At 36.4% G+C, this 24440-nt stretch carries 24 protein-coding genes, 1 tRNA gene and 1 pseudogene; 5 read left to right on the forward strand and 21 right to left on the reverse strand.

Going from position 1 to position 24440, the window contains the following annotated elements; all coding sequences use genetic code 11:
• Positions 1-237: 237 nt before the first annotated feature.
• On the reverse strand, positions 238-1545 hold the full coding sequence (eno, locus tag Q9317_RS06415; protein ID WP_003100050.1) for a surface-displayed alpha-enolase: 1308 nt from the start codon (positions 1543-1545) through the stop codon (positions 238-240).
• 221 nt (positions 1546-1766) lie between these two features.
• Between eno and Q9317_RS06420 the strand changes: the two genes are divergently transcribed.
• Entirely contained in the window at positions 1767-2213 is a 447-nt protein-coding gene (locus Q9317_RS06420; protein ID WP_305981530.1) for a YueI family protein, read from the forward strand.
• 23 nt (positions 2214-2236) lie between these two features.
• Here the strand turns inward: Q9317_RS06420 and Q9317_RS06425 are convergent, their stop codons facing one another.
• From Q9317_RS06425 to add, 14 genes are all read right to left on the reverse strand, one after another.
• Positions 2237-2785: a DUF1697 domain-containing protein gene (locus Q9317_RS06425; protein WP_003100054.1), complete on the reverse strand. Its 549-nt coding sequence runs from the start codon at positions 2783-2785 to the stop codon at positions 2237-2239.
• Entirely contained in the window at positions 2782-3213 is a 432-nt protein-coding gene (locus Q9317_RS06430) for a VOC family protein (protein WP_031239160.1), read from the reverse strand. The genes Q9317_RS06425 and Q9317_RS06430 overlap by 4 nt, the downstream gene beginning before the upstream one ends.
• Entirely contained in the window at positions 3210-3866 is a 657-nt protein-coding gene (gene serB, locus Q9317_RS06435; protein ID WP_016356056.1) for a phosphoserine phosphatase SerB, read from the reverse strand. Before serB ends, Q9317_RS06430 begins: the two co-directional genes overlap by 4 nt.
• 59 nt (positions 3867-3925) lie before the next feature.
• Positions 3926-5650, reverse strand: coding sequence for a septation ring formation regulator EzrA (ezrA, locus tag Q9317_RS06440; protein ID WP_003100060.1), 1725 nt, complete (start codon positions 5648-5650; stop codon positions 3926-3928).
• Positions 5651-5800: 150 nt separating this feature from the next.
• Positions 5801-7753, reverse strand: a complete 1953-nt coding sequence (gene gyrB, locus Q9317_RS06445) for a DNA topoisomerase (ATP-hydrolyzing) subunit B (RefSeq protein WP_003100062.1) — start codon at positions 7751-7753, stop codon at positions 5801-5803.
• Positions 7754-8314: an HAD-IA family hydrolase gene (locus Q9317_RS06450; protein WP_305981531.1), complete on the reverse strand. Its 561-nt coding sequence runs from the start codon at positions 8312-8314 to the stop codon at positions 7754-7756.
• A 96-nt stretch (positions 8315-8410) separates the two neighbouring features.
• Complete coding sequence (locus Q9317_RS06455; protein WP_003100065.1) at positions 8411-9625, reverse strand: FtsW/RodA/SpoVE family cell cycle protein; 1215 nt, start codon at positions 9623-9625, stop codon at positions 8411-8413.
• A gap of 98 nt (positions 9626-9723) precedes the next feature.
• Positions 9724-9795 (reverse strand) — tRNA-Arg (locus Q9317_RS06460).
• Positions 9796-9857: 62 nt separating this feature from the next.
• Positions 9858-10538 carry a beta/alpha barrel domain-containing protein gene (locus tag Q9317_RS06465; RefSeq protein ID WP_003100067.1) on the reverse strand — a complete coding sequence of 227 codons (681 nt, stop codon included), beginning with the start codon at positions 10536-10538 and terminating at the stop codon, positions 9858-9860.
• Between the two features lie 356 nt (positions 10539-10894).
• The gene (gene rplS / locus Q9317_RS06470; RefSeq protein ID WP_003100072.1) at positions 10895-11242 is read right to left on the reverse strand and encodes a 50S ribosomal protein L19; all 348 of its coding nucleotides are present in this window, start codon (positions 11240-11242) and stop codon (positions 10895-10897) included.
• A 118-nt stretch (positions 11243-11360) separates the two neighbouring features.
• Positions 11361-12560, reverse strand: coding sequence for a chloride channel protein (locus tag Q9317_RS06475; RefSeq protein ID WP_003100074.1), 1200 nt, complete (start codon positions 12558-12560; stop codon positions 11361-11363).
• Complete coding sequence (locus tag Q9317_RS06480) at positions 12560-12850, reverse strand: chorismate mutase (protein ID WP_003100078.1); 291 nt, start codon at positions 12848-12850, stop codon at positions 12560-12562. The genes Q9317_RS06475 and Q9317_RS06480 overlap by 1 nt, the downstream gene beginning before the upstream one ends.
• 129 nt (positions 12851-12979) lie before the next feature.
• Positions 12980-13432: a flavodoxin gene (locus Q9317_RS06485; RefSeq protein WP_003100080.1), complete on the reverse strand. Its 453-nt coding sequence runs from the start codon at positions 13430-13432 to the stop codon at positions 12980-12982.
• 67 nt (positions 13433-13499) lie between these two features.
• Positions 13500-14519, reverse strand: coding sequence for an adenosine deaminase (add, locus tag Q9317_RS06490; protein ID WP_016356057.1), 1020 nt, complete (start codon positions 14517-14519; stop codon positions 13500-13502).
• 250 nt (positions 14520-14769) lie between these two features.
• On the opposite strand from add, the gene yghU reads away from it, so the two are divergent.
• Complete coding sequence (gene yghU / locus Q9317_RS06495) at positions 14770-15546, forward strand: glutathione-dependent disulfide-bond oxidoreductase (RefSeq protein ID WP_003100085.1); 777 nt, start codon at positions 14770-14772, stop codon at positions 15544-15546.
• Positions 15547-15604: 58 nt separating this feature from the next.
• Here yghU and hisC read toward each other — a convergent pair whose 3' ends face one another.
• Together hisC and Q9317_RS06505 are read right to left on the reverse strand one after the other, a co-directional pair.
• Positions 15605-16660 (reverse strand): histidinol-phosphate transaminase, encoded by a 1056-nt coding sequence (hisC, locus tag Q9317_RS06500; protein WP_003100086.1) that lies wholly within the window; start codon positions 16658-16660, stop codon positions 15605-15607.
• A gap of 19 nt (positions 16661-16679) precedes the next feature.
• Positions 16680-17477, reverse strand: coding sequence for a transporter substrate-binding domain-containing protein (locus Q9317_RS06505; RefSeq protein ID WP_003100087.1), 798 nt, complete (start codon positions 17475-17477; stop codon positions 16680-16682).
• A 166-nt stretch (positions 17478-17643) separates the two neighbouring features.
• Here Q9317_RS06505 and Q9317_RS06510 point away from each other — a divergent pair, with 166 nt between their 5' ends.
• Positions 17644-18075 (forward strand): GNAT family N-acetyltransferase, encoded by a 432-nt coding sequence (locus tag Q9317_RS06510; protein WP_003100088.1) that lies wholly within the window; start codon positions 17644-17646, stop codon positions 18073-18075.
• 9 nt (positions 18076-18084) lie between these two features.
• Positions 18085-19026, forward strand: coding sequence for a DHH family phosphoesterase (locus Q9317_RS06515; protein ID WP_003100089.1), 942 nt, complete (start codon positions 18085-18087; stop codon positions 19024-19026).
• Positions 19027-19140: 114 nt separating this feature from the next.
• Here the strand turns inward: Q9317_RS06515 and Q9317_RS06520 are convergent.
• Together Q9317_RS06520 and Q9317_RS06525 are read right to left on the reverse strand one after the other, a co-directional pair.
• Positions 19141-20246, reverse strand: a protein-coding gene (locus tag Q9317_RS06520; protein ID WP_089180059.1) for an IS3 family transposase whose coding sequence is annotated in 2 segments (ribosomal slippage) — positions 19141-19970 and positions 19970-20246 — 1107 coding nt in all. Because the reading frame shifts where the segments join, the coding sequence is not laid out codon by codon here.
• Positions 20247-20316: 70 nt separating this feature from the next.
• A pseudogene (locus Q9317_RS06525) lies at positions 20317-20718 on the reverse strand (helix-turn-helix domain-containing protein); the annotation flags it as partial.
• A gap of 236 nt (positions 20719-20954) precedes the next feature.
• Between Q9317_RS06525 and Q9317_RS06530 the strand changes: the two are divergent.
• Positions 20955-21215: a type B 50S ribosomal protein L31 gene (locus tag Q9317_RS06530; protein ID WP_003101136.1), complete on the forward strand. Its 261-nt coding sequence runs from the start codon at positions 20955-20957 to the stop codon at positions 21213-21215.
• A 100-nt stretch (positions 21216-21315) separates the two neighbouring features.
• Here Q9317_RS06530 and Q9317_RS06535 read toward each other — a convergent pair whose 3' ends face one another.
• Complete coding sequence (locus Q9317_RS06535) at positions 21316-22872, reverse strand: zinc ABC transporter substrate-binding protein AdcA (protein WP_003101138.1); 1557 nt, start codon at positions 22870-22872, stop codon at positions 21316-21318.
• 141 nt (positions 22873-23013) lie between these two features.
• Entirely contained in the window at positions 23014-24432 is a 1419-nt protein-coding gene (locus tag Q9317_RS06540) for a C69 family dipeptidase (RefSeq protein ID WP_003101141.1), read from the reverse strand.
• Between the last annotated feature and the right edge of the window lie 8 nt (positions 24433-24440).

Raw genomic sequence — 24440 nt, forward strand, 5'->3', positions numbered from 1 at the left:
TTAATCATTTATAGAGAGTGACTTCGGTCACACCCTAAATTTATACCTAAAATACATAGGGGTAGTAAAAAGGGTAGTAAATTTAAAAAGCATTCTAGGATGTTCCCCTAGAATGCTTTAATATCAACGTTTCTAAACACTAATCAAATATTTAGCGTCGTGGTTGTTTGGCTATAAATAGCCTAAGCAACCTGACGGAGGTGCGACTACGAAATCAAAGATTTCTGTCTTACCGTCTTATTTTTTAAGGTTGTAGAATGATTTGATTCCTTTGTATTGAGCAACTTCACCAAGTTGATCTTCGATACGAAGTAATTGGTTGTATTTAGCAATACGGTCTGTACGTGACAATGAACCTGTTTTGATTTGTCCTGCATTTGTAGCAACTGCGATATCAGCAATTGTTGAATCTTCAGTTTCACCTGAACGGTGAGATACTACTGCAGTGTAACCAGCTTCTTTAGCCATTTCAATAGCTTCAAAAGTTTCAGTCAAAGTACCGATTTGGTTAACTTTGATAAGGATTGAGTTAGCAGCTTCTTCTTTGATACCACGTGCTAAGTAATCAGTGTTTGTAACGAAGAAGTCGTCACCAACTAATTGAACACGTCCGCCTAAACGTTCAGTAAGTGCTTTCCAACCATCCCAGTCATTTTCATCCATACCATCTTCGATAGTGATGATTGGGTATTTGTTAACCAATTCTTCAAGGTAATCAATTTGTTCAGCTGAAGTACGAACAGCTGCTCCTTCACCTTCAAATTTAGTGTAGTCATATACACCACGTTCTTTGTCGTAGAATTCTGATGAAGCACAGTCAAAACCAATCATGATGCCGTTTTCGCCTGCTTCATATCCAGCAGCTTCGATAGCTTTAAGGATAGTTTCTACACCGTCTTCAGTTCCTTCAAACTTAGGAGCAAATCCACCTTCGTCACCAACAGCAGTAACAAGTCCGCGTTCTTTAAGGATTTTCTTAAGAGCGTGGAATACTTCAGCACCCCAACGAAGTGCTTCTTTAAATGTTGGTGCACCAACAGGCATAATCATGAACTCTTGGAATGCAATTGGAGCATCTGAGTGAGATCCACCGTTGATGATGTTCATCATTGGAGTTGGAAGAACTTTAGCGTTAAAACCACCTAAGTAGTTATAAAGTGGCACTTCAAGGTAGTCAGCTGCAGCACGAGCTACGGCAATAGAAACACCAAGAATAGCATTAGCACCAAGTTTACCTTTGTTAGGAGTACCATCAAGTGCAATCATAGCACGGTCAATAGCTTGTTGATCACGAACATCAAAACCGATGATTGCTTCAGCGATAATGTTGTTAACGTTGTCAACTGCTTTTTCTGTACCTAAACCTAAGTAACGAGATTTGTCGCCATCACGTAATTCAACTGCTTCATGCTCACCAGTAGAAGCTCCTGAAGGAACCATTCCACGTCCGAAAGCACCTGATTCAGTATAAACTTCTACTTCAAGTGTTGGGTTACCGCGTGAGTCTAAGACTTCGCGAGCGTAAACATCAGTAATAATTGACATTATAATACTCTCCTTATGAGTTTTAATTTTTTACATGTTAATGTTACCACAAACTTCACAAATTATCAACTTAAAAAGGATATTTCTGAAAACGTGATATCGTTTTCATTGCATATTTCTGTAAACTATCCATAATTTCCGAATCCTTTTGAATACATCTTTTAATAGCTTTTTAATTCAAAAATAAGTATAATGAAATTATACGCTTTTAGGAGGTTATTATGGAGTCTACAGATAAAAGAATCTTGCAGAGCGCTTTAGGCGAACACAGGTTAAACCCCGACCAACAACGCTATTATTTGAGAACTTTTGCCGAAAGAATACTGTTAACTATTCCTCTTGAGGGGATTGATGATCACATTGCAAGGGAAGAATTTGAACGCCTACTACCAACTTTTGTTGACAACTATCAACCCCTTTCTTTAAAATTATCAAGTGATTTGAATTCTGACACACAGATGTTCTTTATGAAATTAGCCAGTAAAAAAAGTATCCCCTCTACAATTATCGACGAAACCGGAAGCACTTCACCTTTTGCACTAGTTTTACATACTGATCATGCTGTTAACTTAGACGAAACCTCAATAACAAGCTCAATTGAAACTAAACCAACTAATGAGGTTCCACCAAAAAAAGAATCTTTCTGGCAAAAATTATTTGCCGATTAACGCAAAAAAGCCAAATGGCTTTTTTAGTTTTTTCCAAATTCATAAGCTAGAAAACTACTTGTTCTTGCATTTCTTATAGTTACTTCTTGATAAAGTGATGTTTTAATTAGCCCCTTATGATAAAAAGAAGAAGAGTAGGCTTCCTCGCTCTCTACTGCCCAATAAAGGGCTAAATCTTTTAAAACAAGTTGTTCCTTGGGTGCTAAGGGGACTGTTTCCAACCATTTTTGCACTTCATGACTGGACTGGCTAGGAAGAAGAAAAAGGACATTCTTTCTAAAATGATCCTTGTGCCACCATTTTGGTAAGCTGCTATATTCTTCAGTTAAAGTTTGCTTCTCAATTATGACAAAAGGAATGGGAAAATCATAGTGGCTATTAAATAGCGCCTTCAATAGGCCATATAAGTCATCTTTATCATGATAACTTTCAAAATAAAGATTGCCACTATTAATATAAGACTTGACCCTTTCTAGTCCTAACGTTATTAATAGTAGCTTTAAATCAGCCATGCTAACCTTATGCCGTCCTCCAACATTAATAGCTCTCAACAATAAAAGATAAGCTTTCATACAATCACCATATCATTGTCATCAAAAGGCATCGTCGGATTCCAACAGACTTCCCAAACGTAATAGTCAAGATCAGCAAAATAGGCATGGAATCCTCCCCAAAACACGTCACTGGGCTCTTTTAAAATTGTAGCACCAGCCTTTCGGGCCATTTCAATAACTGAGACAACTTCCTTTTGACTTTTAGTATTATATGCCAAAGTCATACCGTTAAAGTGTTTTTCTGGTAAAAGAGGTAATTGAGCTCCAAAATCTAAAGACAAGTCAGAAAGAGGAAACAATTCCAATTTTGAACCACCATTATTAAAGAATACAATTGCTGGATGGTTTTCTTTTTCTTTCGTTTCAAAGCCTAAACCATCTCGGTAAAATGAGACGGATTTTTCCATATTTCTTACACCTAGACAAATAATATTGACCCGATTCATTTGTTTGCCCTTTCATGTTGGGAGATAATAGCTAATACTTCTCTTAAATCTGGAATATCAATCCTATATGCTGCCTCTTGTTTCACCAATTCTTTAGCACAAAATGCAATACCAATACCCGCTTCTTTAATCATCATCAGGTCATTGGCACCGTCTCCCACAGCAATAGTTTGTGATAAATCAAGACCATTGAGATCAGCCCACTCTTTTAATTTATCACATTTTACTTCCTTAGTAACAATTGGACCCTCCAACTTTCCAGTTAGTGTGTCATCTCTGACTTGCAAACGATTCGCCATAACATAGTCTATGCCAAGTTCAGCAGCCAATCTATCAACAGTCTCGTGAAAACCTCCTGATACCAAGCCAATCTTATAGTGACGCTCATGAAGAGTGGCAACAAGTTCTTTTGCTCCTTTTTGAAAATGAATCATTGGGTAAATGCTATCAAATACCTCTGCACTTAGGCCTGAAAGTAAAGAAACACGCTCTTTTAATGCCTCTTCAAAATCAAGGTGACCCTTCATAGCAAGTTCCGTAATCTTTGCAATTTCTCGCCCTAAACCAGCAGCTTGACCTAAGAGATCAATGACCTCTTCTTGCACTAATGTTGAATCAACATCCATAACAAGCAAACCTTTAATCTTATCCATTTATCCACCTTTTCTTAATAATTCTTAAAGAAAAAAGTTTGAGACTTAGCTCAAACTTTTTAAAAACGAATGCGTTCACGTGTTCTCTCATATGAATTAACAAAACGGTCAGTAACTCCTGGCTCAACAGTTTCTAGGACATATGAAATTTCATCAAAAGATGCTTGATAATCAAACTCAACTTCAAAAAGCTGCATAGCAATTTCAAAGGAATGTTGAACACCAGGTTCAAAACTACGGTAACGATTTGAATACTGCAACAACTGCTCTGTTAAAGTTGCATTTTGGACAACTTGATAAGTATAGGCTTCAAGATCAGTAATTGAAGCTTCTGCAATATCCCTTAAGCGTGAAATTGCTTCAATATTAATTTTTCCTTTACTCAGTTCATCCATCAGAGCTTCCAATTGTGTACTGCTTGTAAAGAATGTATTTAAATAATCTTGAGGAATGCCAGGTAAATGGCGTTTCTCCATAAAGCGTTTAATCATATGAAGTTGTGTCACAAAGAGTGTCGCATCTTTACGTGTTTTTGCTTCAATCCCTTCAATACCTTTAATCTCTTCAAAAACTTCCATTTGGCCTGCCTCAACTCCAGCAAGAGTTTTAAGCGCTTTGCCAAAAATAGCATGTAATTCTGAGAATGGTTTTTCTTGACGTTCAAAGTCTTGTGCTAATTCTAAAGTTGTCGCTTCCAAATTAGCAATTTCTTTATCAAAAGCTTGAATGGTTAATGCTTGGTTCTCATTCAAGATATATTTACGTGAAAGACGGTTCAATTCCTCTTTTAATTTGCCATTATTTTCTTTAGCATGGGCAAGGTATGAAGGAATAATTTTACTATCTTTTTCAGCTAGCTTTTGAGCTTTGATTTCACGTTCAAAAAGGTCATAAAGGCTATCAACTTTGTCTTGGATAAGCTGATTTTCTTCTCTAGCATGATCTAAATCTAAAGAGACTAACTCTGAAGCATTTGACCCGATTGATTCACGAATCTCTTGGAAACGCGCCTCAATATTTTTCTCTGCAAAATGATAATTTTCCTCTAAAAGACGACGATAGCCACTTTCAAGATCATCTAGTTGGTCAGGGAAGTGTTTTTCAAGTTTCTCAACAATTTCAGGAACTTGTTCTGTGATTTGACCCAAAGCAATTGTATGTTCTTCTGCTTTATCAAGCACTTCAGAAGCTTCAACTGGGTCCCCAGAAGAGTTTAACGTTACAAATTGAGAAAACTCTGTTTCAATATTCTTCATCTGTTTATCAATTTCGTCTTTTGTAGAGCCGAATTGATTTTCTTTTTCAGAAATTGAAGCCTGCAAACTTTCATATAAGTCAAGTGCATGTGTGACACGAGCACTATTTTTTTCCTCTTGCTCCTTTAAAATACCAAGTGCTTCACGAATAGCAGTGATATCTTCTTCAACAAGATTTAACTGACTTTCAACACTATTAATTTCATGCTTAGCACGGATAAAATTAAAGGTATCATTCAATTTTTCAGCTTCAAATAAATGATTTTCAATATCAGTAAATGAATTGTGGGTTAAATCAACCCATTTTTGATTCCACTCTCTAAAAGATGTTTGACTTTGACCAATTAAGTGAAGTGATTTCACTTCTTCAATTTCATCATTGACAGGTAAGCCGAATAACTTTTCTTTTCTTTCTTCTAAATTAGTGATAACTGATTCGTTTCGTTTACGTACAATTACGCCAATCAGATAAGCAATGATTACTAGTAGAACGACTGCTACTATCAGCAAGATGATTCCGCTTGACATCTTAATCTCCTTATATTTTAAAACAAGACATACCGCTAAGCTTTTCGAGAATCTTTTAGCGTGACTTGTTTATTATTAAATTTTCAACAAAAATATACTATAACGTTACGATTATAACATACTTTAAAACGCTTTTCAAAGAATAATTAACTAAATATCAAGCGTACTATAAACAGCATTTTCTTCGATAAATTCACGTCTTGGCTCTACACGATCCCCCATTAACATATCAAAAACTTTATCCGCTTCAGCGGCATCATCAACTGTTACACGGGCCATCAAGCGATTTTCAGGGTCCATTGTTGTTTCCCAAAGTTGATGATCATCCATCTCACCAAGACCTTTATAGCGCTGTACTGTTGGCCGTGAACGTCCAACACTATATTCTTCCAAAGCAGCTTTCAATTCTTCTTCTTGATTTAAGCCAGGTTGAATATACTTTTTGATTTCACTACCAACTTTAACACCATAAATAGGTGGCTGAGCAATATAAACATAACCAGCTTCTAAAACAGGACGCATAAAACGATAAATCAAGGTTAAGAGCAAGGTTCTAATATGCGCACCATCTACATCGGCATCGGTCATTATGACAAGTTTTTGGTAACGGGCTTTTGAAACATCAAAATCTGAACCAAAGCCTGTCCCCATTGCTGTAAATAAACTACGGATTTCTTCATTGGCTAAAATTTTATCCATTGTAGCTTTTTCAACATTAAGGATTTTTCCTCGAATTGGAAGAATTGCTTGAAATTCACGATTTCTACCTGACTTAGCAGATCCGCCGGCAGAGTCTCCCTCAACGATAAAGAGTTCATTTTGGCTAGCATCATTTGATGAACAGTCTGCTAGTTTCCCTGGTAAATTTGAAATTTCAAGTCCTGATTTTTTACGAGTTACTTCACGGGCACGCTTTGCAGCAATTCTAGCTTTTGATGCTAAAATTCCTTTATCAACAATACGACGAGCAACCTGAGGGTTTTCCAATAAGAATCTTTGGAAGGCATCACTGAAGAGTCTATTTGTGATTTTCACAACTTCAGAATTTCCTAGTTTAGTCTTTGTTTGTCCCTCAAATTGAGGATTTGGATGTTTTACAGAAATAACTGCCGTTAACCCTTCACGAACATCTTCACCGGTAAGGTTATCATCATTTTCTTTAAGAATTTTATTTTTCTTAGCGTAATCATTAATAACACGTGTTAAGGCTGTTCTAAAACCTTGTTCATGAGTTCCGCCTTCATGAGTATGAATGTTATTTGCAAAACTCATAACATTTTCATGATAACTCGTTGTATACTGCATTGCAACTTCTACTGCAATACCATCCATTTCACCATCTGTATAGATTGGGCTTTCAATAATAACATCTTTTTTTTCATTGAGGTATTCAACATAACTAGCAATACCACCTTCATAATGAAAATTCTTTTCTTGTTCAATGTCTTTACGTTTATCTGCAATTGAAATTTTTAGGCCACGATTTAGAAAGGCTAATTCCTGAATACGTTTTGCCAATTTATCAAAGTCAAAGACTACTGTTTCTGTAAAAATTTCAGGATCTGGTGTAAAGTGAACCGTTGTACCAGATAAATCAGTGCTGCCAATAATGGCTAAATCTTCTCCTACCACACCACGTTTAAATTCTTGATAGTAGATATTTCCATTTTTATAAACCCGGACATCTAACTGTGTTGAGAGGGCATTAACAACTGATGAACCAACCCCATGCAGACCACCTGAAACCTTATAACCGCCTCCGCCGAATTTACCTCCAGCATGGAGAACTGTAAAGACTGTTTCAACAGCAGGTCGACCCGTTTTTTCTTGAATATCAACAGGAATCCCACGGCCATCATCAACAACGGTAATGGAATCATCTTCTTCGATATACACTTTGATTTCACTTGCAAATCCTGCCAAAGCTTCATCAATAGAGTTATCAACGATTTCCCACACCAAGTGATGCAAGCCTTCTTTAGAGGTGGATCCGATATACATCCCAGGACGCATACGAACAGCTTCAAGTCCTTCTAAAACCTGAATCTGGCTGGCATCATATTCTTGAATAGTGTCTTGTTCTTGTTTTATTTCTTCAGTCATTTAATTCACAGTCTCCAATAGGGATTTTTTTCCATCGACAAGCAAGGTGTCAAAACCTGCTGCTTGCCCTGCTTCTTTATCGATTTCCCTGTCACCGATAACTAAGCCACTACAAATATCATATTTTTCTTTTAAATAGAGTAAACTCTCAGGACTAGTTTTTCTCTTAAAGCCATCAGATGCAGTAATCACTTCTGTAAAATATGGGCTTAGGTGAGCTTGTTTCAGAAGTAAGAGAACCTGATTATCGCGATGCGAAATCAAAAAATTCCGAGACCCCTCAGATACAATTTTATGCAATATTTCGTGACAGCCCTTAGCCCATACAGGGTCAGCCAATCTTGAAGCTTCATTTTTCTTATACGAGGCCAAAAAAAGCGGTTCTTGTAAAGCAAAAGTTGTCACTGCACTATCTGTTGATTCCTTTAATTTTTGGTAGACTGCATCATGGTCTCCAGAAAGATTAAATTCCTCTAAGGTCTTGAGAAAGGCTTGAGTGGAAAGCTCGTAATTGTCAAGCAAGGTACCACCCAAATCCCAAATATAATCCTGATAATTCATAGCCTTTATTATAACACATTTTACTGTATTTTTATAGTTTTAAATTCAAAATACAAATCAAAAAAAGCTGACTTCTCTCGGTCAACTTTCCTTTTCTTAGTAATAATATTTATAACTTCTTTGCAAATTTTTTTCACTTTCTTTTTCCTTATCAAGCATCTGCTGATAATGCATGGATAAAATCAAGCCAACACCTATAAGGTTTGAAATCAAGGATGATCCCCCCTGAGAAATAAAAGGCAAAGGAATTCCCGTTAAAGGTAAAATACCAATAGCTGCACCAATATTCTCAAAAATATGGAATAAAATCATCATGATAAAACCAGTTGAAATATAGGTGTAAAATAAATTATTTGACTCCAAAGTTACTCGTAACATCCGATAAATCAAGATAAGATACAAAGCTAATAAAATTGCAGAACCAATAAAGCCAAAATTTTCAGCAATTACTGTAAAAATCATATCACTTTCTCTAACTGGAACCGGTAAGTCAAGATGGTTAAATCCTTTCCCAAAAACACCTCCACTACCGATAGAAATCATACTTTGTGTTTGTTGATAGGCGATGGTTTCTGAAAAATCGAAAGGGGTCAGCCAGGCTGAAATACGATTGATTTTATAGGTATCCATCCCCTGATTATAGAGAAATTGTTTGCCTTGTGGTAATAAAAATACTAGCAAAAACAAGGCAAACAAGAGAATTAAAAAACTCACAATGGGAAGAATAATTCGCCATGAAACGCCTGAAACAAGAACCATTCCAGCAAGAATTGCCATGAAAACAAGCGCAGTCCCTAAATCTTTTTGCAAAGCTAACAAAACCATCACAGGTAAGGTTAAGAAGAAATATAGCCCTAGCAATTTCCAATCATCAGACAATTGTTCTCTTTTGTGTCCCTTAAAAGAGACCGTTGTCCAAGCAAGTGCTAAGATGTAGGAAATCTTCATAAATTCCGATGGTTGAAAGAGCGTTACAGAACCTAGTGTAACCCAGTTTTTAGCCCCTGTAGCCGCAACAAGCTGTGGGCTAAAAAAAACAAGGGGGAGTATCATCAAAGCTAAACCTAACAGGTAGAAAAAAGGGGTCAATTTCCAGAGGAAGGCTCTTGAGAAAAACATTAAAATAAAAGCAAACAAGGCTCCAAATCCAATCCAAAGAAGCTGTTGAATCATTACTTTATCAATCATTTTTGGAAAATCATGGAAGGTTGCAACATAAATCGATAATAAGCCAATAATCAACAAACAAAAAACTGGAAAAATAATACCGTAATCAATTTTGCTATCAAGTCCTTTTTGAAATTTCACCATGAAAGCCACCTTTTCTCATCAAAGTCATTATCACACTTGAAAAACGTAACCATAAATAAAAAAGAGCCATTCAATGGCTACTATTAACAAGTATCAAATGACCCCTGCCGGAATCGAACCAGCAACTACTCCTTAGGAGGGAGTTGTTATATCCATTGAACTAAGGGGTCTTAGAGTATTAATTACTCTAACTATTGTAGCTTAGAAAAAGTGGAAATGCAAGATTAAACCGTTAGTCTTTTTGACTATTTCTATATTTTTCCATTTTCTTTTTAAAAAGTTCTCCATTTGTTGGTGGTGTAATGGTAATAGCATTTGCACCTGCATCAATTATTTTCTTGATGGTTTCTTCAGTTGGACCTCCGGTAGCCATGATTGGAAAATCTGGAAACTCTGCTCTAATTTTTTTTACAATATTAAGGGTATTAGGACCACCACTAACATTTAAAATGTCAACACCCGCTTCAATGCGAGATTTGATATCAGAATGCTCCGAAACAACTGTATATATAATTGGAATGTCAATCATTTCTTCAATGGTTTTAATTGTGTCAACCTGTGTTGGTCCATTAACTACAACAGCATAAGCTCCTTCTGATTCTGAAAATAAACTCATATTTGCAGAACGATAACCTGTAGTTAAACCGCCTCCTACTCCTGCAAAAACAGGAACACTTGAAGACATCATAATACTCTTTAAGATAGAAGGATTTGGTGTAAAGGGATAAACTGCCAAAATGGCATCCGCATTACTGTTAGAAATAATTGCCACATCTGTACTAAATAATATTGATTTTATCTTTCTGCCATAAATATAAATACCTGAGCATTCTTTAATAATGCCTGGCATCTCTATAATTTCTTTACGCAAATCTGACATTACTACTGGAGTTTGACGTTTCTTTTTCATCATTACTAGTCCTATACTTCACACTTATTTTTCTTATTGTAACATATGATGACTATTCTTGGCATTATAATATGATATTTTCAGTAACTTTTAGCATTTTAAAACTAACTACGAAAACTGATCAAAAAAATAAGGCACCTTGATAACTTAATCCCTTTTTAAAATTCATCCTTCATTCATTTTTATAACTTTTTTCACCAAAAACGAGAAAATAAAAAAACCTCTCTGATGAGAGGTAAATCTGACAAATCCTACTCGGGCTAGCCAGACGAGAAAAAGAGAAATTCACTTCTATCCAAGGATACTTCACCAACTTCTTATTTTCTTGTCCCAGTCTTTATGCCCTAAGTAACTGAAGATTAACGTCTGATTTCTTTGATACGTGCTGCTTTACCTTGTAATGCACGTAGGTAGTAAAGTTTAGCACGACGGACTTTACCGTAACGCACAACTTCAATTTTTGCTACACGTGGTGTGTGGATTGGGAAAGTACGTTCTACACCGATACCACCTGAGATTTTACGAACTGTGTACATTTCTGAGATCCCTTGACCTTTACGTGAAATAACCACACCTTCAAAGATCTGAATACGTTCGCGAGTACCTTCGACAACTTTAGCGTGAACGCGTACAGTGTCTCCAGCGCGGAATTCTGGAATATCAGAGCGAAGTTGACCTTCTGTCAAACTTTGGATTAATGGATTCATTTTTATTCTCCTATCTTACTAATCTTAAGAGGACATCTTAGCGGATTAGCCGTAAATTTTGTATGTCCATTACATACAGGCTATATCATATCAAAAAATTCTTGACTTGTAAAGCTATTTAAGCTTCTTTATTAGCATAAATACTTTCTTTTTTATTAAGGTTATAAGCTAGCGCGACAACAATAAGATAGGCCCAAATATAATCCGGCCCAAAGACCTCTACACCAATAAAAACAGGAGCTAAAAAGGTATTGGTTGCACTGGCAAATACTGACGTGTAACCTAAGGCAGCTACTAACATAACGGGCAATCCAAACACAGGAGCTAAAACCACTCCTAAGGAGGCGCCAATAGCAAACAAAGGGGTCACTTCACCACCTTGAAAGCCAGCTGCAAGTGTTACGACCGTTAACAATAATTTTAAGAGCCAATCGTAAGTGTAAATCTCCCCTCCAGAAAAGGCCGCTTGAATCACATTTGTTCCCAAACCACTATAGCGCCCCCAATGAGCCACTAACAGACTTACTGTTAAAAAAAGCGAAACAAGAAAAATGCGATAATAGGGGTTGGTCATTTTAGCTGCAAACTTTTGTTTTGTTTGTGTTAATAAGATAGCAAAAGCATTTCCAACTAAGCCAAAAATCAGCCCTAGAAGCAATAATTTAGCAAAAAGAATTGGAGTAAGCTCAAGCTGACTATCTAAAATAGCATGAAACTTTTCCAAACCTAAAAAATGCGAGGTATAAGACGCCGTAAAAGCTGCAATCAAAGAAGGTAACAAAGCCGTCAAATAGAGTTTATTTAAAACAAGAACTTCAAGGGCAAATAAGAGAGCTGCAATTGGGGTTTGAAAAAGCCCTGCGAAACCGGCTGCCATACCAATAACAGCCATCATTGAAGAAGCTCCTTCAAACTTAAAAAATCCCTTAAAGGCATTTGAAAGAGTAGCACCGATTTGAACCGCTACCCCTTCACGACCTGCACTAGCGCCAAATAAATGGCTCAACCAGGTTGAAATCATAATGAGAGGAATCAGAATCAAAGGAAGGTCTTTCCTTTTGTTCTGACCAACTTCAAAGACTAAAGCCATTCCTTTGGAAGCAATTTTTCCGTACTTTTGGTAGCAAAAGACAATCACTAAGCCGATAACTGCTAAAAAGGGTAGCAAGTAAGCAATATGCTTATCCCTAAAGGCTGAAATTAGTAAAAGGCCTGAGCCAAAGATGTAATCCATAACGCCAACAAGAAAACCAATAAATAAGCCATAAGCACACAAGACTAACTTATCTTTAATTGCTAATTCCGGTACTGTCTCCATTATAAACCTCTTTCATTATCATCATTTTCAATGAATTGATTTTGGAAAGCTCTAGAACTAGCCATAATAGCTGTAAAAGATTGCACTACCGTTTCCTTATAAAGATCTTTTGTCACCAATCCAGCAACTTTCTCCAAAATATAGTTCTCCCTTTGGGCATCAAGTACAGGTAACTGATGCTGCTTTTTGTAACTTGTTACTGCTGCTACTAGATCCATTCTTTTCTCAATTAATGCAACTAATGCAATATCAACTTTATCAATTTCTTGGCGAATATCTTTTAATTCCAATTAACTTTCCTATTTTCTATAAACAACTTTTCTAGCATCATAAAAGAAGTTAGCCGTTCACATTTTTTCCATCATAAAAGACACAAATGGAAAAAGAACGCAATCTAACTTCTTTATCTGACTATTCTATTATGACAGACGATTAATAGCGTCTGACATTTCTGTTGCAAAGGTTTCTAAATGCTCAATATCTTCATCTTCTGCTGCTAAATCAACCTTGACCGAAGCAGCACCTTTACTTGCACCAGTTAAGACAAATTGCTCTTCAAATTCATCGACTGATTTACAGAAATAATCGTAAAAAGTATCACCGGAACCGACAACACCAAAAACTTTTCCTGATAAATCTAAATCTTGTAAGTCTTCATAAAAATCGACGATTTCGTCTGGTAAATCACCATCACCATAAGTATACGTTGCAACAATTGCCATATCAGCATCTTCAAAATCCGAAGCATCAACTGAGGTACATTCGTCAATTTCAACATCATGACCTAACTCTTGTAACTTATTAGCTACAATATCAGCAATTTCTTCAGTATTTCCTGTCATGCTGGCATAAACGATTTTTGCTAATGCCATAATTTCCTCCAAAAATAACTAAACTTCATTCATTTTACCATATTTTCTTAGGAAAATCACTAGTAAATCACAGATAGTTCTGATAGTTTTCTGCTAATTTCGCTAAAAGCACCGCTTTTTCATCAGAAGATGCAAAAGAAGCATGGATAGCATCTTGATTATGCTTGTAAAAGTCTAGAGCTGAGCTTTTAAAATACTCATGGTATAGCTGATACTCTTTTGTTAAATTAGTATCTGATACCGTTCTGTTATCAGTATTTATTGATAATTTTGCACCAGCATTTTTCAAGAAAAGGTAGGGGAATTCATCAATTGTTCTTGCAGCTTTTGTTTGTAAATTACTTGTTAAACAGAGTTCAGCTGTGACATCATGTGCAATAAATTGCTCTAAAAGAACTTGATTGTTGCAAATTGCTGTCGTGTGTCCTAAACGTTTGATCCCTAAATCAATGGCTTGTTCAATATAATTTGGACAACCACACTCACCAGCATGAAGGGTGAAGGGTAGTCCTAAAGCCTGCGTTTCTTTAATCAGAGTTTCCAGATGGTGTGGGGGAAAATCAAGTTCGTTCCCAGCAAAATCAAACCCAACCAAGCCTCGGTGAGCCCAAGAAATAACATCATTAAAAATGGATTGGCTAACTGCTAATGACGACTGTCTCAAGCCACAAACAATAGCTTTTGCAACAATTCCAAATTCATCTTGTGCTCTATTTAAACCATCTAAAACGGCTTCAACAACTTGATTAGCACTTAAGCCTTGGTGCATTGACAATTCTGGAGCAAAACGAATTTCAGTATAAATAACATTTTCTAAGGCAGCTGTTTTTGCGACATCGTAAGCTGCTAATCTCAAAGCATCTTGCGTTTGAAGTAAGGGAGTAATAAAATCAAAAGTCTTAAGATAATCCATTAAGCACTCTGCTGAAGGTGGTGCTGTAACAAGTTTTTTTAAATCACGGTCATCATCTGGGATATCAATTCCAGCCATATCGGCCAGTTTACGAATAGCCTCTAAAGATAATGATCCATCTAAATGACAGTGTAATTCCGTTTTAGCTAAATTGTGAAACAGCTTGTTTTCCATGAAACACCTCGTGAATTTATTTTAAATATCATAACAAATTTTCCTTTAAAATCAAGAGGTTTTTGGCGTTTTTTGAAATAAAGTTTGTTATTTGTGCAAAAAATAAATATTATCGTTTTGAAAAAGAAAACAAGGTGACTATGGCCGAACATTAATTGTTTTTATAAAGATAATATCTGTGGTTATATAGTTTGTTTTTTCCATTTCTGTTTGTTATGATGGCACTATAAACATCTTGAGGAGGTTTCTTATGACAAACTATAACATTCCTGAAGTTTGGATAAATACTACAAATCCTTCAGCTTTAAACCAAGACAAAGCAGGGAGCCGATTCCAACAAAAACTTCCCAAAGGAGAAGCTATCTTTCAACTCTACACATTAGCCACTCCTAATGGGATTAAGCCGATTATTCTCTTAGAAGAACTCAAAGAAGCTGGTATTCTAACGGTTGACTATGATTTATTCAAAATAGACATCACCAAAGGGCAACAGTTTGGCAGTGATTTTGTTGCTATTAACCCTAATTCAAAAATTCCTGCTATGATTGATCAGTCAAACCAAGACCTTGCTGTTTTTGAATCAGCAAATATACTACTTTATTTAGCTGAAAAATACCATTTTCTGCTAGGAGAAACCCTCAAAGAAAGAACCCAAATCTTAAATTGGCTGTTTTGGCAAACCGGGGCTGCTCCATTTCTTGGAGGTGGCTTTGGACATTTCTTCCATTATGCACCTGAAAAATTAGAGTACCCAATTGACCGCTATACTATGGAAACCAAGCGACAACTGGACTTACTTGATAAGGAACTAAGTCGCAAAGCCTATATTTGTGGAGATTCTTATAGTATCGCTGATATTGCCATTTGGTCTTGGTATGGCCAGTTGGTGCTTGACCGGCTTTACCCTAATGCTGCCGTATTCCTTGATAGCGATCACTATCAAGCAGTCAAACGTTGGGCAAATCACATTTTAGAGCGTCCTGCCGTTCAAAGAGCATTAGCTGCTAGCTATCAATCCATCACTTAAAACATCCAAAAAGGCCTCAAGGCTTTAAGAATGGGAGACCAATCTTAAAGCCTTAAGGCTATTTTTTGAGTGTCATTTTTTTCAAATGATTAAGAAGAATTTCCATGTCTTGTTGACTACCAATTGAAATTCTTAAATAATCCGTAATCATTGAAATATCAGGATAATGTCTTACAAGAATATTTTCTTTCTTAAGAAGTTGCAAAAGTTGCTCTGCTTTAATCTTATTAGGTTTAACAAGTAAGAAATTGGTAACACTTGGAATAACGTCATAACCCAGTTTAACTAATTCCTTTGAAAACCAATCCCTGGTCTGACAAATACGGCTAATCGTCTCTTGATAATAGGCCCAATCTTTAATGGCTTCAGTCGCAAGTACTTCTGCAATACTATCAATATTATAAGGATTAACAGAATCTTTCACTGCGTTCATCAGCTGGATAATTTCAGGATGACCAATCCCGTAACCAACACGTAAGCCCGCTAAAGAAGCATCTTTAGAAAAAGTCCTAACAATGAAAAGGTTTTTGTATTTTGGTAAAAGTTCTAAAGCAGATTGACCACCAAAATTGATATAGGCCTCATCCACAATAACCATAACATTAGGATTTGCCTTGATGATATCCTCAATCTCCGATAAGGGTTTAAAAATACCTGTTGGAGCATTTGGATTGACCAATACAATCCCACCGTTTTCTTTTTGATAATCTTTTGTTTTGATAGTGAAATCATCTGCTAATGCTACTTCTTGATAAGGAATATGGTAAAGTTCAGCTAAAACTTTATAAAAACCATAGGTTACATCCGCAAAAAGTAAAGGCGCTTGATTATTAAAGAATGCTAGAAAGGCCATAGCAAGCACTTCATCACTACCACTTCCCATAATCAACATCTCTTTTGACACACCAAGGTGTTCTGCGACAGCCTCTTTTAGAGCTGTCTGATCAACTGGTGAATATTTTCGGAGTTGACTATAATCAAATGCTTTTAAGGCTTCTTCAACCTTAGGACTTGGTGGAAAAGGGTTTTCATTGGTATTAAGTTTTATAGTGTTTGCATTTTTGGCTGGCTCGCCTGGAATATATGGAGCCATCTGTCTTAGACCTTGAATCATATCAACCTCGTTTTATACCTTATTTTGCCTCTGTGTAAGTTGCCGATTTATCAATATAAGATTTGTAAGTGTCACCCTTAACTTTTTTAACAACCTGATTAATTGTTTTTTGAAGTTTTGGACTGTTCTTAGGCATTGCAACGACTTTTGAATCTGCATTATTTGTTTTAAAAGTGTAATCAACAATAACCAAATCACTATTTTGAGCAATATATCCTGCAGCAACTGGACCATCCATTGTAGCTGCATCAAGTTGACCATGTTTCAATTCATTAATCACTTCACCCATTTCTGTTAAACTAACAATTTGAGAGTCTTTCAACTGTGTTTTAGCTAAGTTTTCTTGAATGGTTGCTTTTTGAGCACCAACTTTTTTGCCTGCCAGTGCTTGCATATCTTTTAACTTAGCAGCATCACTTTTCTTAACCACAATGGCATTTTCCGTATCGTAATATGATTCTGAAAAATCATAAACTTTCGCACGTTCTTTAGTGTATGAAATCCCAGAAATAGCAATGTCTGCTTTTTTTGATTGTAAACTTGATAAAACATTATTAAAACTCATCGGTGATAGTTTCAATTTTACACCTAATTGGTCCGCAATATCTTGTGCTAACATGATATCTGAACCTACAATGGTATTTTTCCCATCTTTCAAGGTTTGAAATTCAAAAGGGGCGTAATCAGGACTAAGAGCAACCACCAAGGTCCCTTTATCCTTGACCTTGTCTTGCGTGTCTTTAGCTGTTGTTCCACATGCAGTAAGTGAGAACAGTGCTAGAAGACTAGCTACTGTTACTAAATATTTCTTTTTCATAAATCATTTCTCCTTAAGTAATTGACTCTTATAATATAACATAAATATTCACTTGTCAAGTGCAATTTGAATATTTATACCATTTCCCCAAAAGCTATTTCTTTGCAACATTTTCTTTTATGTTATAATAAAGTCATTAACAGCCATAGACAGTGAGGATTACCTTATGTGGACCATTAAAACTTTTCAAGAATTAACCACTGAAGAACTTTTTCATATTTTAAAAGCAAGGGTTGACGTTTTTGTTGTTGAGCAAGCTTGTGCTTATCCAGAAATTGATGACTTGGACAAAGATTCCTATCACTTATTTCATACAAATAACAAGCAGCAATTAGACGCTTACTGCCGTTTAATACCATCAGACAAGCTTATTAAATTAGGTCGTGTCTTAACTAGCAAAACAAGTCGTAAAACAGGATTAGGACGCCAACTTGTTGAGCAAGCTCTTGGTTTTTGTTTGCAACATTATCCTGATTTACCAGTTTATGCTCAAGCCCAAGCACATTTGCAAAACTTTTATGCATCATTTGGTTTCAAAGCCACTTCTAATGTCTATTTAGAAGATGACATCCCTCATATTGATATGATTAAAAAATAAAGGAATACCATGACATTATACACAGAAATCTTACACAAAATTCAAGAATACCAAACAATTATTATCCATCGCCATAAAAATCCTGATCCAGACGCACTTGGAAGTCAGGCTGGTTTAAAAGAAATTATTCAACACAATTTTCCAGATAAAAGGGTTTTGATGACGGGATACAATGAACCTAGCTTGTCCTGGATTTCTTTAATGGATGATGTCACTGATGCAGATTATTCTGGAGCTTTAGTGATTGTAACTGATACAGCTAACAGACCACGGATTGATGACCAGCGTTACCTTAATGGTGACTTCATGATTAAAATTGATCACCATCCCAATGATGATGTCTATGGGGATATTTGCCTTGTTGATACCTCTGCATCAAGTGCTAGTGAAATCATTGCAGATTTGGCATTTGATCAAGAGCTAAACCTATCAGCAAAAGCTGCACAATACCTCTACACTGGAATCGTTGGTGACACTGGCCGTTTTCTCTATCCAGCTACAACAAGTAAAACCTTGATGATTGCTAGCAAACTAAGAAACTATAATTTTGATTTTTCAGCTATTGCCCGTCAAATGGATTCCTTTTCATTTAAAATTGCTAAATTACAAGGCTATGTCTTCGATCATTTAGAGGTGGATGACAATGGTGCTGCTCGTGTTGTCATTACACAAGATATTTTAAAGCAATATGATGTTTCTGATGCTGAGAGTTCAGCAATTGTTGGCACTCCGGGTAAAATTGATTTGGTTCAAGCTTGGGCTATTTTTGTGGAACAAGCTGATGGGCACTATAGAGTCCGTATGCGCAGTAAATTTAAGGTCATCAACACCATTGCCAAACGACATGCTGGCGGTGGGCATCCTTTAGCCAGTGGCGCCAATTCATATAGCCTTGAAGAAAATGAGCAAATCTATCAAGAAATCAAAGCCCTAATGGCCAGTGATAAATAATGCTAAATTCTCAAAGTAAGTTCCACCTCTAGTAGAAATGGAATTTAGTCTGATAAAAACCAATAAAAACTGAAAAGGCAACACTTTTCTGTACAACATTTATAAAGTGTTTTTCTAGGCAATTAATCTTTTAGTCATTGGTGTTTGGTAGTTGAGACTACCATGAATGCGGTGGTAATTCCACCAATGAACATAGTCTTTAGTCTTAAGAACTAGTTCTTCCAGCGATTGAAAGGTTTCTTGATAAACAAATTCAATTTTGAAAGCACGATACGTACTTTCAGCTACGGCATTGTCATAAGGACAACCAGCCTGACTAAGCGAACGTGTGATTCCAAAGGCTTCCAATATTTCATCAATTAACTGATTATCAAACTCTTTGCCACGATCTGAATGGAACATCTTGACTTTGGTCAGGGCGTAAGGGATGCTTTGTATGGCTTGCTTAACGAGTTCAGCGGTCTTGTGCCAACCAAGAGACAGGCCGATGATTTCACGGTTGTATAGGTCAATGATGAGGCAAACATAAGCCCAACGATTGCCTACACGAACATAGGTTAAGTCAGTGACTAAGGCTTGTAGTGGTCTTTCTTGCTTAAACTGCCTGTCTAAGTGGTTGGGAATAGGGGCTTCATTCTTGCCTCTAGAATGTGGTTTGAAGGTGGCTTTCTGATAAACAGAAACCAAATTGAGTCGCTTCATAATGCGTCGAATCCGACGCCGTGAAAGTGTGATACCTTCGTTATTCAAGCATATTTTGATTTTTCTGGATCCGTATCTGGACTCGCTCTCGAGGAAAATTCTTTTAATAGTTTCTTCAAACTCCGTTTCAGATACTGACTCCACGGCTTGATAGTAATAACTTGAGCGTGGCATATTCAGCCAGCGACACATCTTTGAAATGCTGTATTTAGCCTTATTAGCAGTGATTATTTCCCTTTTTGTGCCATAATCACTGCCGCTTGCTTTAGGATATCTAATTGCATTTCGAGTTCTTTATTGTGTTTCCTGAGTTCAATTAGCTCCCGCTGTTCATCTGTCAGATTATCAACAGACTTGAATGAACCAGTTGTTTTGGCTTGTCTAACCCACTTATCGAAGGTGGAAGGGGTTAGCTCGTATTCCTTGATGAGGCTGCTACGCTTTCTACCAGCATTGTAAAGGTCCACAATTTGTTGCTTAAAATCATCGGTGAAGTGACGACGTACTTTTCTAGACATGGTTTTTCTCCCGTTTTTCTTAAGTGTAGAACACTTTATAATTTCTGTCTAGTTTAGTGTAACCTATTCAGAGGATATGATAGATACGTTGGCCCTTCTTGACCCCATTAGAAAGGACTCTATCTATTTTCCAGAAGGTCTCTTTGTTCAAAGGGATTCCTTCTCTAGATTCAACTAAAAGTTTTTCGTAGTTCCTTTGAGCTTGCTTAGCAAGATAGAAGGTCTTCTTGTAACCACAGTTGATCCTCCTCTTTGGACACCCATTACAAACATAGGGAGCTTTTCTTAGTAGCGGACAGTCTAGGCAGTCTTTGGTTGATTCTCTTAGTTGCTTATTTCGTTTGACTTCTTTTGCGATAGTAGTAGGGTGTTTCAGTAGATTAAGCCCGATGGCTTTAAAGGTTTCTCCTCTATCCAAACCAGATTGGATGTCATTACGGTCTGAGAGAGTTAGGTGTTTGTGTTTTGTCATGATGGATAAACTCATTTCTAATCCAAACGTCTCAGACTTAATTCCACCATAAAAATCCTTTTCACACTAACTTCCGGTTTTGGAGGGCAGACGGAACTTACTTTGAGAAATTACTGTGATAAATAATTTAGATAAAGTGGTCCAAAAGCCTTGTCAAATCCTTAATATTTTGTTAAACTAATGAGGTTAATAACTATGGGACAAAAGTACCATGGCAGAAAGGAAATTATTTTAAGATGAGAAAAGACATTCATCCAGATTATCGTCCAGTTGTATTTTTAGATACAACTACAGGTTACCAGTTCCTTAGCGGTTCTACTAAGAACAGCAAAGAAACTGTTGAGTTTGAAGGGGAAACTTACCCATTAATCCGTGTAGAAATTTCTTCAGATTCACACCCATTCTATACTGGACGTCAAAAATTCACTCAAGCAGACGGACGCGTGGATCGTTTCAACAAAAAATACGGTCTCAAAGACGAAAACGCTGCAAAATAAGCATGACATTATTAAACCACTTCTCCTTTGGAGAGGTGGTTTTTTTCAAATTAAAACGTAAAAAAAATGAACAACCCTGAGGTTATTCATTTTTTGATGCTTAATGGGCATTAATTTCTTGGGCGATTTGACGACCACTCAAGTCTGAACCATAGTAGGTTGGCCAATGCTCCATTTCTTCTAAAAGTTTGTCATGGCTTTCTCCACCCCAATAAATATGGAAGTGTTCAGCTTTTCCAGGAGCAATCGCATGATCACTGAATTGAATGTATTTGAATTCACCAGCATCTTTTTCTTTTGCTTCAAACAAGAAGCGAACACCACGATTACCTTTTTTATACGTTAGAATTTTCTTACCAGAATACTTATAAGTAAGTGTTTTCTTTTGACCATCACGTTCAAATGTAATAGTATTCTTTTTACCATCAATTTTGATCTTATTAACATCTGTTTTATAGCCAATAGTATAATAGTCTTTGAATTCTTGGGCAGTCATTTGACCTTTAGATTTCTTAGCCTTATAATCCATTACTTGGTCTAATGTTCCATCTTGTAAGAATGGGTAAACTGATTGCCAGTTACCCGACCAGTCAGATAACTTGCGGTCTTTCACAGCATTATCTTTAAAGTAGCCGTTATAAACAGTCTTAGTTTTATCTTCTTCGGCCATAATTTCTTTACCTTCACGTTCTGTTGTTAAGGTTAAAGATTTTAAGTTTTTACGCATCACCGTTAAGTAATCTTGACCAGTTTTCATTTCTTTTTCAGTGAGACCCTCTAAAGGATTTAAAACTTCTGAGGAAACACCTGCTTCTTTTGCTAAGGTTTTAGCAACTTTACTTGATGCATTTTCTTCAAAATAAATGTATTTGATATCATATTTTTGAACATATTTTGATAATTCTGCTAAACGTTTCGCTGACGGTTCACTTTCAGCTGACACACCATTAATTGAAATCTGATTCAAGCCATAATCTAAAGCTAAATAGCCAAAAGCTGCATGTTGTGTTACAAAACTTTTTTGCTTAGCTGCAGAAAGTGTATCACTATATTCTTTGTCTAATTTTTTTAACTCTTCAATATATGCCTTAGCATTAGCTTTGAAAGCTTCTGCTTTTTCAGGATGTTTTTTAGCTAATTGCTGAGAAATGGATTCAACAACTGAGATACTACGATAAGGTGATAACCAAACGTGTGGATCATAGGCATGTGAATGCCCCTCGTGATCATGATCTTTATGATCGTGATCATCTTTTTTATCAGACTCTTCATGAGCATGTCCATCTTCTGAACCAGCTACTAAAAGCATGTCTCCAGTACCTTCGATATACTCAACTTTACCAGATTTTGTTGATTTTTTAACTTTAGGAATCCATGTTTCCATATTATCATCCATGTAGACTAAAGCATCAGCATCTTGAATTTTTTTAACGTCTTTTGTTGATGGTTCAAAATCGTGTGGCTCTACTCCTGCTTTCATCAGTAGACTAACGTCTCCTTCATTACCTACAACATGTTTTGTAAATTCATAAACAGGGTAAAAGGTTGTCACCACTTTGATTTTTTTGTCAGCTGCCATAACTTCTTGCGCTTGACTCAGTTGAAGAGCTGATGTCAAACCGACCAAACCAGTCATTAACAAAATATTTTTTTTCATGTTTCCTCCTAAATTAACTAGTTAATTTTTTACTGGTTAAGTATATCACACTGAGAATATTTTGCAAGTTTTTTATTTTTTTAATGTAAAACCCAGTCTTCTGTATCATCAGACTGGGTTTCTTTTCTAATCGAATAATTTCTAGTCACTTAATGAAAAACGGTTGGTCATTAAATTACTAGCATCAAACACAATGAGATTGAGTAACTTCTGAGTTTCTTCTTGGATGTAATCACTCATTTCTTGGTTTTTCACTGTTAAATCCACTTTTTCACCTTTTGAAAAAGCGTCTTCAACGGAATGAATCATTGCATGTCCTTTTGCCATTGTTTGGTCACTATAGGTTTCAATGGCTGTTTGATGGTGACTAAAATGAGAATCTGAAATAACTGCAATTAAGCGGTTAATCCAATAAAAATTATCTGTAGACACATTTTCTGTCGTGTTGGCAAAATAATTCGGGATGTGAGTCACTTGTGTGAAAAAGGGAACCATTGTATTAAAAGGCATTGCCCCATAAGACATCCACTGAATAGCTGCAATTTCTTTTGGCATATTCGGTCTGATTTGAAGCAGGGCCGTTTGACTAGTCCTATTTATCCCAATTGGTCGAAAAGCCTTCTGAGTAATTGCACTTCCTTCAGGTCCATAAGGATTGTAGATGGTGTCTTGGTAATGATTACTTAGAACATATTTGACGTCTTCAACTGTAACTTTACGGTATGGTTTTTGACACCAAGGGATAGCAAAACTATGTGGGTCTTGCTCAATTTCAGGATTTAGAAATTTTTGCATCGCCCAAGCACGAGGAGTGTTATAGTGTTTGTCTCGATCTTTTTGACTCCCAAAAGCATAACGTGGGTTGAAATGTTCATTAGAGTAGGTCAAATCCAAGTGGTAACGCTGGATAAAGTCTCTTAAATCTGCTGAACAAAGGTAGTCATCTGTGTTATTAAACTCAAAATGATCGATGCCTAGCTGATTAGGATTCGTCACATAAGCATCATCTGGCACACGACGTGCAATCCAGTGATGACCACCAACTGTTTCAAGCCACCAAATATCATTAACATCTGAAAAAGCAATACCATTAGATTCATAGGTTCCATATGCTTCTAAAAGTTTTCCAAGTCTCAAAACACCTTCTTTAGCAGAGTGAATATATGGAAGAACTAATGTAAGCATGTCTTCTTCGCCAATACCAGATTCTACCAGAGGATCCGCTCCAAGAACACGGGCATTAGTTGTAATGGTTTCTGTAGCACTCATGGCAACATTGACAGCGTTCACACCTGCCTCAGCCCAAATACCATCTTTGCCAAGTGCATCTGGAACGGAGGTGTAGGTCATCGGATTATCTGGTAAATCCATATTAAAAGAGGATAAAACCGACTGATAGTGTCTTGGTTGCTTATCAGCCTTTACCACTACCATTTTTTTAGGTGTGAAGTCACCATTTTGTGAGTCTTCTGTACGAGCAACCATGGTTGAACCATCATAACTGGCTTTTTTTCCCACTAGAATTGTTGTACAGGAATCTTGTATTTTTGTGTTTCTCATCGCTTCGC

Origin of the sequence: Streptococcus iniae, assembly GCF_030732225.1 — a bacterium.
GTDB lineage: Bacteria > Bacillota > Bacilli > Lactobacillales > Streptococcaceae > Streptococcus > Streptococcus iniae.

Excerpts from the sequence above, each read along its gene's own strand:
- eno (WP_003100050.1), bottom strand. The coding sequence starts at position 1,545 with ATGTCAATTATTACTGATGTTTACGCTCGCGAAGTCTTAGACTCACGC.
- Q9317_RS06420 (WP_305981530.1), top strand. The coding sequence starts at position 1,767 with ATGGAGTCTACAGATAAAAGAATCTTGCAGAGCGCTTTAGGCGAACAC.
- Q9317_RS06425 (WP_003100054.1), bottom strand. The coding sequence starts at position 2,785 with ATGAAAGCTTATCTTTTATTGTTGAGAGCTATTAATGTTGGAGGACGG.
- Q9317_RS06430 (WP_031239160.1), bottom strand. The coding sequence starts at position 3,213 with ATGAATCGGGTCAATATTATTTGTCTAGGTGTAAGAAATATGGAAAAA.
- serB (WP_016356056.1), bottom strand. The coding sequence starts at position 3,866 with ATGGATAAGATTAAAGGTTTGCTTGTTATGGATGTTGATTCAACATTA.
- ezrA (WP_003100060.1), bottom strand. The coding sequence starts at position 5,650 with ATGTCAAGCGGAATCATCTTGCTGATAGTAGCAGTCGTTCTACTAGTA.
- gyrB (WP_003100062.1), bottom strand. The coding sequence starts at position 7,753 with ATGACTGAAGAAATAAAACAAGAACAAGACACTATTCAAGAATATGAT.
- Q9317_RS06450 (WP_305981531.1), bottom strand. The coding sequence starts at position 8,314 with ATGAATTATCAGGATTATATTTGGGATTTGGGTGGTACCTTGCTTGAC.
- Q9317_RS06455 (WP_003100065.1), bottom strand. The coding sequence starts at position 9,625 with ATGGTGAAATTTCAAAAAGGACTTGATAGCAAAATTGATTACGGTATT.
- Q9317_RS06465 (WP_003100067.1), bottom strand. The coding sequence starts at position 10,538 with ATGATGAAAAAGAAACGTCAAACTCCAGTAGTAATGTCAGATTTGCGT.
- rplS (WP_003100072.1), bottom strand. The coding sequence starts at position 11,242 with ATGAATCCATTAATCCAAAGTTTGACAGAAGGTCAACTTCGCTCTGAT.
- Q9317_RS06475 (WP_003100074.1), bottom strand. The coding sequence starts at position 12,560 with ATGGAGACAGTACCGGAATTAGCAATTAAAGATAAGTTAGTCTTGTGT.
- Q9317_RS06485 (WP_003100080.1), bottom strand. The coding sequence starts at position 13,432 with ATGGCATTAGCAAAAATCGTTTATGCCAGCATGACAGGAAATACTGAA.
- add (WP_016356057.1), bottom strand. The coding sequence starts at position 14,519 with ATGGAAAACAAGCTGTTTCACAATTTAGCTAAAACGGAATTACACTGT.
- yghU (WP_003100085.1), top strand. The coding sequence starts at position 14,770 with ATGACAAACTATAACATTCCTGAAGTTTGGATAAATACTACAAATCCT.
- hisC (WP_003100086.1), bottom strand. The coding sequence starts at position 16,660 with ATGATTCAAGGTCTAAGACAGATGGCTCCATATATTCCAGGCGAGCCA.
- Q9317_RS06505 (WP_003100087.1), bottom strand. The coding sequence starts at position 17,477 with ATGAAAAAGAAATATTTAGTAACAGTAGCTAGTCTTCTAGCACTGTTC.
- Q9317_RS06510 (WP_003100088.1), top strand. The coding sequence starts at position 17,644 with ATGTGGACCATTAAAACTTTTCAAGAATTAACCACTGAAGAACTTTTT.
- Q9317_RS06515 (WP_003100089.1), top strand. The coding sequence starts at position 18,085 with ATGACATTATACACAGAAATCTTACACAAAATTCAAGAATACCAAACA.
- Q9317_RS06530 (WP_003101136.1), top strand. The coding sequence starts at position 20,955 with ATGAGAAAAGACATTCATCCAGATTATCGTCCAGTTGTATTTTTAGAT.
- Q9317_RS06535 (WP_003101138.1), bottom strand. The coding sequence starts at position 22,872 with ATGAAAAAAAATATTTTGTTAATGACTGGTTTGGTCGGTTTGACATCA.
- Q9317_RS06540 (WP_003101141.1), bottom strand. The coding sequence starts at position 24,432 with ATGAGAAACACAAAAATACAAGATTCCTGTACAACAATTCTAGTGGGA.